Source organism: Streptomyces sp. NPDC058001 (genome assembly GCF_042886315.1).
GTDB lineage: Bacteria > Actinomycetota > Actinomycetes > Streptomycetales > Streptomycetaceae > Streptomyces.
This window is the reverse complement of record NZ_JBHVQT010000010.1, coordinates 164,088-176,378: the sequence shown is the minus strand read 5'-3', so window position 1 is coordinate 176,378 and position 12,291 is coordinate 164,088. Positions and strand designations below refer to the sequence as shown.

Sequence of the window (12,291 nt, the reverse complement as noted above, 5' to 3'; positions counted from 1 at the left end):
CTGTGGACGGTTCTGCGGGGGACAGCGAGCAGGGTCCCATGACTGTCCTACTGAGGTCCTGACAGATCCACGAGGACGTAGGACGCACAGATGTCCCGGGAACACGACGACCAGCCTGGTGGGACTTCGACGAGGCCAGGCGGCGCGCGACTCGGCTACGCCGCCAGCCGCCGGATCCCAGTCGGGGTGACGGTCGAAGGAGTAGAGGCGATGCCGACGACCTCGACCTCAACACCCCACGCTTCGAGGGTCCTGGCCGTCTGTACCAGGGTGACCTGCGAGAACGGAAACAGGGTGTCGGCGGTGAGGTCGGTGCCGTCCTTCAGCAGGATCGCGAAGACGACCCGCGAAGGCCGGAAGTCTTCCGGCAGGCCGCGCCCCTTCCGGGCCTCAGCCACCTTCTCGGCGAACCGTTCCCTCCCCTCCGGGGAGTTCCGCAGCGTCTGTACGGCGACGAGTGCCTGACTGAAGAGATGGCTCAGGGCGTCGGAGCCCTTGGCCCGCTTCACCATGACCAGGACATCGTCCGGGCTCAGCAGGTCGCAGATCTCCACGCCGTTCCCGCGGTGCAACCAGGTCTGTACGTTGTCGCGGTCGAAGCAGACGTACCCAGGCCGCTGGTCCGGCACGGACGCGTTGTAGGTGCGTTCCTTCTCCCCGAGGACCCACGGAGGCAGGTCGACGGACGGGGTGTCGGTGATCAGCCGCTCGGCGTGCGAGTGGATCGCCTTCAGATACTCCTGGTCGATCTCGTACCAGTGCTCGTCCATCAGGAAGAACCGGCGGGAGTCGAGAAACACCTCCGCCTCGATCCACCGGAGCGCGCTGGACGTCCAGATTTCGTCGGCCCGGTCGGCGCGGCCATGCCGATAGAGGGTGACGGTTCCTTCCCGGAGCGCGGCCACGCGGCTGCCCGCACGCTGGATGCGCGCGCGGCAGAGGACGTACTCAAGGTCGAGGTCGTCGGTCGGCCGGCCGGCCACGTCGCTGTTGATCCTGGCCCTGAACGCTCTGGCGGCCATGTAGTCGTCCCAACGGTCGGCAGGGACAGCGACGCTGATTCTCCCGTCGGGCTCCTGTCCCAGAAGGTCGTCGAGGACAGCCTCCAGGCGGGTGACAAGGTTGAGATCGTCGACGGGCACGACGTGTTCGACGAACTCCAGCTCCGGACTCGGCTTCTCCTCGCGCAGCACGCGGGCGATCGCACGGATGTCGGCGATCAGGTCGGCGCCCTCCACGCCGAGCCGCATGCGCAGGCCGGCGCCGCCCTCGGCGCTGGAGATCTTCCCCGGGTTGTCCCGGGAGATGGTGAGCGGGATGTTGTCCAGGTGGCCGCCGAGGCGGCGCACGATCTGGGCGTGTTCGACGATGCCCAGGCTCCACACCGAGGCCCCGCTCGGGATCAGGGTGATGTCGGTGCGCCCTCCGCCCGGGGTGTGCGACACCAGGTCCCGGATCTTCGCGGGGTCCACCCGGCGGGACGCGAAGCTCAGGCCGAAGCGGTGGTCCTTCAGGCGGTCGGGCACCAGGCGGAAGCCCTGGTCGTAACCGATCGCGTACACCTCGCCGTCGATGGCCAGCATCAGCAGGCCGGCCGAGCGGTTCACGGGCCGTGACACCTCGATACCTGTCGTACGGAAGATCTCGTCGCACCAGCTCGCGACAGGCTGCTCGAAGCTGCCGGTGACCAGGACCGCTGGTACACCGAGGTTCTCGGGGACGTCGAAGTCTGCGTGGACCCTTTCCAACTGGTTCGCGTCCAGAGCGTCGAACATCGCGTCGGCAGTGGGAGGCACGCCCCTGAGTCGGTACAGGGTTCGCTTGGACGTACGGGTCGTCATGGTGCTGCTCCTCGTTCCGCTCTTTGTGGACGGCGGCGATAACCGCCCTCGTGGTTTCGTTCTCATGCGTGTCTCCTCCCGGCAGCGCCTCTCCCGGAGTCGATGCGGATCAGAGGGCCAACAGGGCGACGAGCGCCGCGACTTCGGTGTGCCATGCGCGGACCTGGTCCTCCGTGGGGCCGATCTCGTACTGGTGGTAGTGGCATCCCAGGCAGAGCTGGCTCCACACGGCCTTCGCGCGGCGGGCCGCTCCTGCTTCGGCGCAACCGCGGAGCCAGAGGAACGCGGCCCGCTGGGTGCCCTCCCGGATCGCGCGTGGCGCCCGGTGGGCGGTGAGGCGGTCGGCGACCGCGCTCTCCAGCGCGACACGGAGGGCGAAGGTGGCACCTCGACACCGGCTCGCCGTGGCGGCAGTGGACGTGGCGGGCTCGCCGGTGTCCGTGAGCAGCAGGTCGGCGGTGTCGAGCAGCTGGCGAATCGTCTTGTTCACGGCCCCTCCTCGGGCTTGCGTACCGTCAGGGCGATGGCCTTGATGTCGTCCACGAACCGCTGGGGGTCCGGCATCGAGGTGCCCGACGGGTGGGCGCCCTGCTGGCACTGCCGGACAACGTCCACCGCCTTGGAGCCGCACCGCCTGCGCAGCTCGCAGTAGACGTCACTGGCCGTCTTCGTCGGGTCTCCGAAGAGCCCCAGGGCGGCGATGTCCATCAGCGTGACGGCCCCCGCGACGGTCTTCTCCGCCTCGTGTTCGGCAACCCCCGCCCGGTGCAGCCGCAGCCACGCGGCCTCGGAGAAGGCCCGTTCCAGGACTGCGCGGCAGAGGCTGGGCAGCACATGGGTCACCGCGACCTGCGGGAGGTTCCGCCTGTGGATGAGGGCGCGTGCGTCGGCCAGCGCCTGGCGGACCGGATCGGTCACCCGGTTCACGGTCACCACGGACCGGCCCGCCCGCTCCACCTCCAGTACGGTCACCGGGAGTTCCTGGTTGGTGAAGGCCCGCTGGAGTCGCGTGTCGTGGGTGAAGACCACGACCTGCCGGGTCTCCCCGAGGTCGTGCAGCACCTTCGCGAGGCCGTGGACCTTGGCGGGATCCATGGACTGCACCGGGTCGTCGATGACGACGAACCCGAAGGGGCTGTCCGGCGCGGCGGCGCGCGGCAGGAAGAGCGAGAGCGCGAGGGAGTGCAGTTCGCCCTGGCTCATGACGCCGAGGGCCGCCGCCTCGGTGCCGTCCACGGACACGTCCATCACCAGCTTGCGCACGGTGGCCTTCTCGCTGCCGGTCAGGCGTACGGAACGCAGGTCCACGTTGCTCTGCTGGCGCAGTTCCTCCCAGATCCGCTGCGAGTGGTCCTCGAACGGCCGCAGCCGTTCCTCGCGCAGCTCGGCACGCGCCTCCTTGAGCCACTTACGGGCCGCCCTGACCTGGCACAGCCGTGGCCTGCCGGCGTACGCGGGCCGGGCCCGGTCGAGCCAGCCCGCGAGGCGGGTGACACAGGAGCGCCACTCCTCGTCAAGCTTCTCCAGCTCCCGCAGGGCCTCCTCGCGCAGCGCGGCGCAGGCGTCGGCGAGGACGAGCGCGGCGGTCTCGGCGCGGGCGGCGAGCCGCTCGGCGTCGTCGATCGCCCGGCACGCCTGCCACTCCTCCCACGGGTCCACGAGCGGGGCGGGCAGCCACGCGGGGACCGGCGTGACGAGGTAGCGGACGGCGTTCACCGCGTCCCGCAGCCCGGTGCGAGCCTTCCGCGCGGTCGCGGCCTCCTGCCGCAGGCTCGCCACCTGCTCGGCTGCCCGCTCGGCCCACACCTCGTCGAGCGCTCGGTCGGACCCGCACACCGGGCAGGTGTCCTCGTCCTCGTGCCGGCGGCTGTGCTCCAGGGCCTTGGCCAGCAGTTCCGCGCGCTGGTGGGCGTCCTCGGCGCCCGAGGCACGTACGTCGTCGAATACGGCGACGGCCTCGCGCAGCCGGTCCACGGCCGCGCCGACCGTACCGAGGTCAGGTCCGGCCAGCGCCGCGATCGTCCGCAGTTCCCGGAGACGGCCCTCGTCCGCGTCGGGCAGTGCGGTCACGAGGGCGTCGAGCTCGGCGAAGTCGGGGTCGCCCGCCTTGCCGACGACCGCGAGCGCGCGTACCGCCCGCGGGTCATCCAGCGCGGACAACGCCTCGGCAAGTACGGGCCGTTCCGCCTCGGCCTGCTTCAGCGCGGAGTCGAGCGCCTTCTCGATGCCCTGGAGCCGCTCGTCCGCGTCGGTCAGTTCGCGGAGTCCGAGGATGGCGGCGACCGAGTCGTACTGCTCGCTGGGCCTGCCGTTGAGGACCTTGTCGAGATCCGCGTACGACAGAAAGGGGCTGTAGTCCTTCAGGGCCCGCTCCCACCCGACGCCGGCGGAGGGACGACGGCCGTGGCCCGGCCGCCTGAACTCGACCTCGGGGGCGGTGACATCGTCGCCGGACCAAGTGCACGTCAGAGTGGACAGTCGGGGGTCACCCGCGATGGCGAGTCGGACTTCGATCTTCGGGTCAGCCCCGTCGTGCAGGTTGCGCCAGTGCCGGCGCCACACCTCTCCCCGCTGCTTGTCCAGGCGGGCGGTCCGGCCCGTGAGCGCCATCTCGGCTCCCTCGGCGAAGCTGGACTTCCCCGAGCCGTTACGTCCCACTACGAGGGTGACGCCGGGCTTCGCGGTCAGCGGCAGACGCGCCTTGCGGCCGATGCCGCGAAAGCCGTTGACGCTGATGGAGTCGAGGAACACCCGCTGGTCCGGGTGCGGTGCGGCGGGGGTGCCGGAGGACTCCGTCGCGGTGGCGCTCAGTGCCTCTCGCAGGAGTTCTCGGGGCACCTCGGCGAGCGCCGAGCTTTCGAGGCGGGCTGCCAGGCGAGAGAGAGTCGAGGAGGTGCCTCGGCGGTGATCGACCTGATGATCGGATGCGTTCGGCTCGTTCTGTGCGGGGTGTTCCGTCATGGTGCTCTCCGCCCTCCGTGGTCGGTTCCGGGGCCGGCCTCATGCGGTGGGCGAGAGGGGTGAGTCTCTCGCTTTGCGCGAGCCCGGTGTGACAGAACCGACGGTAGAGGCGGAGAAGTTATTGAATCGAAGATTTCAGTGATAACCGTGGTTATCGAGAATCACAGCCTAAAGTGAACTGAATGCTGCCGGGACTGCCAGGCCAAAGACCGACTCCCTGTGGCTGGCTGAGCCGATGACTGGGTGTGCGGTCCACCTGCAGGTGGGAGGCTTGATGTGGCACGATGCGAAATCCGGCGCCAAGAGGAGGTGGGGCATGGTCGACAGGTTCAGCGACGGGCTGCTGACGCCCGCAGAGACCGCCTCCTACCTTGAGATTCCGCAGTCGACCCTGACCTCGTGGCTGAAGGGCAAGGCCGCCGGAGCGCCACTGGTCCACCAGGTCGAGCCGGTACGGAGGGGGCAGCCTTCGGTGCCGTTCATCGCGGTGGCCGAGGCGCACGTTCTTCGTTCTCTGCGTTCCCTTGGGCTTCGCATGAGCGAGATCAGGGAGGCCGCCGCCGCCGTACGGGACGCCTTCGACACCCCCTATGGCCTCGTGTCGAAGCGGATCGCCACGGACGGCGTGGACATCTTCATCGAGCACGGTTGGGGAGATCTCCGCAGAGCCCGCGACGGCCAGGTCCCCATCCACGAAGTGGTCTCCGACTATCTCCGATACCTCACCTGGGAGCCGGGCGACGACTTCCCCTCCAGCCTGCGGCTGAGGCAGTACCCGGACTCCGTCCCGGTCGTGATCGATCCGAGGTTCGGCCACGGTCTCCCCGTGGTGGCCGCCAACCGCGTCACGGTCCAGGCCATCACCGACCTGTGGGAGGCCGGGGAGACCGTCGAGGACATCGCGTACGACTACGACATGACGCCTGCACAGGTGGACGCGCTCTGCCGGGCCGTGGTGCACCTTGCCGCCTGAGTTCTTCCTCGACCGGAACCTCGGTCGCCGTGTCGCGGAAGGACTGAGAGCCTGCGGCTGGACGGTTCACCGCATCGGGGACGTCTTTCCTGACGACGGGCAGGACGTTCCGGACGAGGAATGGATCACTTACGGTCTCGACCGGTCCTGGGTCCCGCTGTCGAAGGACGGGCGGATCAAGACTCGGGATCTTGAGATCCAGCCCGTCCTGGAGCGCGAGGCGGTGCTGTTCTACCTGGACAACCAACAACTTCGCAGTTCCGAGATGGTCGAGAGGCTCGTCGCGCGTCGTGACGCGATCCACCGGGCCGTCGAGAAGGGTGGCCCGGCAGCCTACGCCGTACGGCACGACCGTGTTGAGCGCACCTGGCCGTGACGGGCAGGCGCCCCTGGTGGCGCCCGCCCGCGTGCATTGCTACTTCGCAGCGGGCGCCCACAGAGCGGCCACGATCTCCATCTGCTTGAGGACCAGGTCGATCGCCTCGCGCTCCTCTTCCGGCGGATAGTCGAACATCGCCAGCACGCGGCGGATGCGGGTACGGAGCTTCGCACGGACGGGTTCGCGGGAGAGCCAGTCGACGGAGAGGTTCTTCTGGATGTCCTTGACGAGGGCACGGGCGATCTTGGCGAGGGTGTCGTCGCCGCCCTCCATCACTTCGGCCATGTCACGGTGTGCGACGGCGTCGTAGAAGGCCAGCTCGGCGTGGGTCAGCGGCGGGTCGAACCGTTCGCCGCGGCGGGCCTCCGCCGACACCTCCCGTGCCAGGGCTGCGAGTTCAGCGATGACCTGGGCGCTGGTGAGCTGCTGAAGCATGTACCGCTTCATCAGGTCGTTCAGGCGCTCGGTGAAGCTCTCGTTGCGGACGACGTTGTGCTTGGTCACCTCGCGCATCTTCTGCTGGATCATGCGGCGCAGGGCCTCGGTGACCAGGTGCGGGGTCTCGGAGTTCTCCAGCTTGCACAGCTGCGCCTCGTTGAGGCGGGTGATGTCCAGCCGGCCGATCCCGGCCTCCGCGTACAGGTCGGTGATCTCGTCCGCGTCGACGACCGAGGCTGCTAGGGCTTGCAGGTAACGCTGGACCTCGGCACTGAGTGGCTCCCCGCTCGCCTCGCGCTGTGCGGCGTCGAGCTTGATCATCCAGGCGCGGACCTCGCTGAAGAAGGAGATGTCACGACGCCAGTCGTCCAGGTCCTCGCAGCGCTCGGCTATCTCCTTGCTCATCGCGCAGACCCGGTAGAAACGGTCCAGCCGGGCCGCGCTGTCCTTGAAGCGGACGGAGAGCGGCTTGGCGGGGGGCTCGACCTTGTTGCCCGGGTTCCTCGGGTCGCGCAGGAAGTCGGCGGTCAGGCGCAGCGCCCGCTTGCGGGTGTCGGGGCGGCTGGTGTCGGCAAGCCATTCCTTCCAATGGCTCCCGGCCAGCAGCCCCTTGATGGTGGCCAGCTCGTTCTTGACCTCGGTGACGGCCCGTTCGATGTCCGCGCCGAGCGTCTGGTCCTTGCGGTCCTGATCCGAGTACTCGCGCAGGGCCTTGGTGAGGTTGTCGGTGAGGGGCGCGTAGCCGACGAGCAGACCGTCCTGCTTGCCGCGGAAACGCCGGTTGACGCGGGCGAGCGCCTGCATCAGATTGGCGCCCTGCATCGGGCGGTCCATGTACAGGGTGTGGATGGGCGGGGCGTCGTAGCCGGTGAGCAGCATGGAGTGGACGATGAGCAGTTCCAGCTCGTCGTCGGGGTCCTTGGCGCGCTTCTGGACGACCTTCTGCTGGGACTTGCGCAGAGAGTGCTTGCGCATGTGCTCGGGGTCGGAGCGGTCGCCATGGAAGACGATCTTTATGACGCCCTTGTCGACCTCGTCGCTGACCCAGCCGGGCCGCCGCTCGGCCAGCGCGTCGAAGACCCGTACGCAGATCTCGCGGGTCGCGCACACGATCATCGCCTTGCCGGGGGCGCCGATGTCGGGCTTGACCAGCTCGCGGCGCTGCTCCCAGTGGGCGATCAGGTCGTCGGCGAGCTTCGCTATGCGGTCCTCGGAGCCGTAGATGGTGTTCATCGTCGTGGCGTACTGGATGGCGCGGCGGCGTTCGGCGTCGTCCATGCCCTCGGTGAGCGTGTTGGCCTGCTCGTCGAGCGTGTTCGGGTCGACACCCTTGGGCAGGTCGACCTTGATGACACGCGGCTCGTGGAAGACGCGGACCGTGGCCCCGTCGTCCACGGCGCGCTTCAGGTCGTAGATGTCGATGTACTCGCCGAAGACGGCACGAGTGTCGGCCTCGGCCTTCGAGATCGGCGTACCGGTGAAGGCGAGCAGGGTGGCATAGGGCAGGGCGTCGCGCAGGTGGCGGGCGTAGCCGTCGAGGCTGTCGTAGTGCGAGCGGTGCGCCTCGTCGACGATCACCAGGATGTTGCGGCGCTCGGAGAGGAGCGGGTGCGACCTGCCGGCGTCCTTCTCCTCCTTGCTCAGGCCGAACTTCTGGAGGGTGGTGAAGACGATTCCGCCGACGTTGCGACCCGTCAGCTCGGCGCGCAGTTCGTCGCGTGTGTCGATCTGGTGGGCTTTCGCCCCCAGCAGGGACTCGCTGTCGAGGAAGGTGTCGTAGAGCTGGTCGTCGAGGTCGTTGCGGTCGGTGATGACGACGATGGTGGGGTTGTTGAGCGCCGGGTGGCGGAGGACGAGCGCGGCCGTCTCCACCATCTCCTCCGACTTGCCCGCGCCTTGCGTGTGCCAGACGACGCCGGCCTGGCCGTTCGTCCGTGCCGCCTCTACGACGGCGTCCACCGCCTTGTTCACCGCGAAGTACTGGTGCGGCTTCGCGATGCGCTTGCCGGTCAGGGGCTCGCCCGGCTTGGGCGGGGGGAAGTTGACGAAGTTGCGGATGAGGGAGAGGAACCGCTCTTGCGTGAACAGGCCGTGCAGGGCCAGGTTCAGCGCGTCGAGGCCGTCGTAGCCGGGCTCGTTGGTGTCGACGCGCTCGCCCTCGTGGTCGACGTTCCAGGGCGCGAAGTGCTCGTACGGCGTGAACGCTGTGCCGTACTTGGCGGTTATGCCGTCCGAGACCAGGCAGAGCACGTTGTAGCGGAACGCGATCGGGAACTCCGCGACGTATGCCTGGAGTTGGGCGTGCGCGGACTTGAGGGTCGCGTTCTCGTCGGAGGCGCTCTTGAGTTCGACGACGGCGAGGGGGAGGCCGTTGACGTACAGGACGATGTCGAAGCGGCGGTGGCTGCCGTCGGTGTCCCTGACCGTGACCTGGTTGACGGCGAGGTAGCTGTTCACGTCGGGGTCCGTGAAGTCGACGAGGCGGACGGTGGGGGTCTGCTCGGCGCCGAACTCGTCGGTGTAGGTGAGGCGGATGCCGGCGGTCAGTAACTCGTGCGCCTGCTTGTTCTCCGGGTACACCTCGCGGGAGGTGGGGTCGGTGGCGATGCGCGTCGCCTCGTGGACGGCGGTGGAGGTCAGCTCCGGGTTCAGCCTCTCGATGGCTGCCTGGAGCTCGTCGTGGAGGATCAGGTCGTCCCAGTCGCGGCGGTGGCCGGTGCCGGGGGCGAGGTCTTTGCCGGACTTTTTCACCCAGGCGAGCTGAACGAGTTCGTCGAGGGCGAGATGCTCCCAGGTGGACTCGGTCATTTTGGCGTCGAGGTGGGCGGGGGCGGGGTCGTCGCGGTCACTTCTGGTGGTCATACGGCGTCCTCCACAATCTTCTCGGCGTCTCGGATTCGGAGCTTGCCGGACATCAGTTGAGGGAGGAGGGTGTTGCGGAGGCGTACAAGGGCATGGTTCTCCGCCGCCGCACTCTCTGCTCGCTGGATCAAGGCCGCAGCACCATCCTCGAAGCTCGCCATCCGCTCTGCGCTGGGCCAAGGGATGTTGAAGTCGGCAAGATCGGACCACTTAGCACGCGGCATCCGTGTTCCGTCGCTTCGCGCCGTCGCATGCGCAACGACCTCGTCACTGGACAGCGCCATCAGAAGCCAGGAGCGGTATTCGGTCCTACTTGCCCGCACGACGATGATGTCAGTCGAACAGACACCGTCTACCTGTGCAATTCCCACCTTGTGGAAGTAGGGGCGTAGTTTTCCAAAGAGGATGTCACCGGTCTTGAATGCGCTCTTGGTACTTCCAATCGCCGACGAATTCCCCCAGGAATTGAGCCACACTTGCTTACGAGGCATGTGTTCAAGACCGATGTAGGGTTCATCACCCCGGAGGGAGGGCGGATTCACCGATTCCCGAACCAAGTGGCCGATATCGCCGACACGGATCTCACTCCCGGCGACATCGCATGCAAGGTACATGTTGCGTAGCAGCACCTCAGCAGTCATGGCGATACGCTCATTAGCGGCGATCTTGTCATCCAGCGCTCCGAGAACACCAGCTACACTTTCCTGCTTTTCCCGATGCGGGAGCCGCAGCTTGAGTGACAAAATATCACCCAAGCTGATGAAGTCTGCCATGTCAGTTTGCCCCTTTAGGGCATTCGCTTGAATCCAAAAATCGGCGCTCTTGAACCAGTAGTACAGATATCGTGCCACCAGTGGACCATCCATGCGTGGCCGGAAATAGCAAAGCTGCGGGCTGTAAGCAAAGCGTGGGCCTTCGCTCGGCATCAAAGCAACCCGACCCACAGTTCCCTTGACGGTAAGGACAATGTCTCCGGGGCATGAGACCTTTGGGCCAAGATCCCAAGAATGGCTCTCCGGGGATGGGCTCAAATCGAGTGACCCAATCTTGCCATCCAAAACGTCTGCAACCCTCAAAATGGGGAGTATGCCCTGGTCCTGGGCCACCGATCGAGGCCGTCCAGCGCCGACTTCAATCTGATTCTCGTCGACCAGTTCCGCAAGCGACACCGTTCGCTCAGCCACCGATCCTCCCCAACTGCTCCCGCACCACCGCATCCAACCGAGCTGACTCGTCCAGTTGCTCGAACAACTCCTTCGTCAGCCGGGCGATCCGCTCCTCCACCGGCTCCGCGTCCGGGTCCTCCTCAACGTCCGCCGCCCCCACATACCGTCCCGGCGTCAGCACATAGTCGTGCTTCTCGATCTCCTCCAGCGTCGCGCTGTAGCAGTAACCCGGCACGTCCTCGTACGAAAGGCCCTTGTCCTTCGCCGACTTGGTGCCCCGCCACGCGTGATACGTGTCGGAGATCTTCTCCAGGTCTTCCTCCGTGAGGATCCGCTCCGTGCGGTCGACCATCGTGCCCATCGCGCGCGCGTCGATGAACAACACCCGGCTCCGCCGGTCCTCCAATGCCTTCGTGCCCTGCGGCCCCTTGTCCTTCGTCAGGAACCACAGGCACGCCGGGATCGCCGTCGTACGGAACAGGTTGCCCGGCAGCGCGATCATGCAGGACACCAGATCCGCCTCGACCATCGCCGCGCGGATCTCGCCCTCGCCCGACTGTTTCGACGACATCGAGCCGTTGGACAGGACCACGCCCGCGCTGCCCCGGTCCCCCAGCTTGGACACGATGTGCTGGAGCCACGCGTAGTTGGCGTTCGACTGGGGCGGGGTGCCATAACGCCACCGCCGGTCGTCCGACTTCCTCGCCCAGTCCGACATGTTGAACGGCGGGTTGGCCATGACGAAGTCGGCCTTCAAATCGGGCAACTTGTCGTCCGCGAACGTGTCCGCCCAGCGGTCGCCGACGCCCTTGGGGTCCATGCCGTGGATGGCGAGGTTCATCTTGGCAAGGCGCCATGTGCGCTCGTTGGCCTCCTGGCCGTACACCGCGATGTCGTGCGTGTGGTCCTTGCCGCGCCGCCGCACGACGAACTTGCCGCTCTGTACGAACATGCCGCCCGAGCCGCACGCCGGGTCGTACACCCGCCCCTCGTACGGCTCCAGCACCTCGACGATCAGACGGACCACGCTCGCCGGCGTGTAGAACTCGCCGGCCCGTTTGCCCTCGGCGCGGGCGAACTTTTCCAGGAAGTACTCGTACGTCTCGCCCAGGACGTCCTGCGCCGGGCGGTCACCGTGACCCGTGAAGCGGGCGTCGCTGATCAGGTCGACGAGTTCCTTGAGTCGTTTCTGGTCGACGTTGTCGCGGTTGAAGATCTTCGGGAGGACGCCGGTGAGGGTTTTGTTGGCCTTCATCACCTCGTCCATGGCCTCGTCGAGGAGCTTGCCGACGCCGCCCTCCGCGCTGGCCGCGTTCTCGGAGATGTGGTCCCAGCGGGCGGTCGGGGGCACCCAGAAGACGTTCTTCTCCGTGTACTCGTCCTTCTCCTCAAGGAAGGCCGCCCGGCGGTGCTCGGGGATCTGGGCCAGCTCGGGGTCGGCGGCCAGTTCCTCGCGGCGTTCGATGAAGGCGTCGGAGACGTACTTCAGGAAGACCAGGCCGAGCACGAACTCCTTGTACTGAGCGGCGTCCATGGAGCCGCGGAGCTTGTCCGCAGCCTTCCACAGGATGTCCTGGATCTCCTTGGTGCTGGAGACACTGAGCAGTTCGCCCTGTCCGGCGGCTGCCGCGGCTCGCTTGCGGGGAGGCATCGTTCCTTCTTCCGACTCGT

General features: G+C 67.3%; 8 protein-coding genes. 2 read left to right on the top strand and 6 right to left on the bottom strand.

Features of this window, described 5'->3' with window-relative positions:
* Positions 1-155: 155 nt before the first annotated feature.
* The 3 genes from ACFVT5_RS25545 to ACFVT5_RS25535 all read right to left on the bottom strand — a co-directional run bounded on the left by ACFVT5_RS25545 (position 156) and on the right by ACFVT5_RS25535 (position 4,802).
* Entirely contained in the window at positions 156-1,841 is a 1,686-nt protein-coding gene (locus ACFVT5_RS25545; protein ID WP_389892389.1) for a TIGR04141 family sporadically distributed protein, read from the bottom strand.
* 109 nt (positions 1,842-1,950) lie between these two features.
* Positions 1,951-2,331, bottom strand: coding sequence for a hypothetical protein (locus ACFVT5_RS25540; protein WP_389892386.1), 381 nt, complete (start codon positions 2,329-2,331; stop codon positions 1,951-1,953).
* Positions 2,328-4,802, bottom strand: coding sequence for an AAA family ATPase (locus ACFVT5_RS25535; RefSeq protein WP_389892383.1), 2,475 nt, complete (start codon positions 4,800-4,802; stop codon positions 2,328-2,330). The genes ACFVT5_RS25540 and ACFVT5_RS25535 overlap by 4 nt, the downstream gene beginning before the upstream one ends.
* 316 nt (positions 4,803-5,118) lie before the next feature.
* Between ACFVT5_RS25535 and ACFVT5_RS25530 the strand changes: the two genes are divergently transcribed.
* Both ACFVT5_RS25530 and ACFVT5_RS25525 read left to right on the top strand, forming a co-directional pair.
* Positions 5,119-5,775 (top strand): DUF433 domain-containing protein, encoded by a 657-nt coding sequence (locus tag ACFVT5_RS25530; RefSeq protein ID WP_389892380.1) that lies wholly within the window; start codon positions 5,119-5,121, stop codon positions 5,773-5,775.
* On the top strand, positions 5,765-6,151 hold the full coding sequence (locus ACFVT5_RS25525) for a toxin-antitoxin system, toxin component, PIN family protein (protein ID WP_176162646.1): 387 nt from the start codon (positions 5,765-5,767) through the stop codon (positions 6,149-6,151). The genes ACFVT5_RS25530 and ACFVT5_RS25525 overlap by 11 nt, the downstream gene beginning before the upstream one ends.
* Before the next feature lie 39 nt (positions 6,152-6,190).
* Here ACFVT5_RS25525 and ACFVT5_RS25520 read toward each other — a convergent pair whose 3' ends face one another.
* From ACFVT5_RS25520 to ACFVT5_RS25510, 3 genes are read right to left on the bottom strand one after another with little or no spacing between them, the layout of a single operon-like run.
* Entirely contained in the window at positions 6,191-9,454 is a 3,264-nt protein-coding gene (locus ACFVT5_RS25520; RefSeq protein ID WP_389892377.1) for a type I restriction endonuclease subunit R, read from the bottom strand.
* Entirely contained in the window at positions 9,451-10,638 is a 1,188-nt protein-coding gene (locus ACFVT5_RS25515; protein ID WP_389892374.1) for a restriction endonuclease subunit S, read from the bottom strand. Before ACFVT5_RS25515 ends, ACFVT5_RS25520 begins: the two co-directional genes overlap by 4 nt.
* Positions 10,631-12,271: a type I restriction-modification system subunit M gene (locus ACFVT5_RS25510; protein WP_389892371.1), complete on the bottom strand. Its 1,641-nt coding sequence runs from the start codon at positions 12,269-12,271 to the stop codon at positions 10,631-10,633. Before ACFVT5_RS25510 ends, ACFVT5_RS25515 begins: the two co-directional genes overlap by 8 nt.
* Positions 12,272-12,291 lie beyond the last annotated feature (20 nt).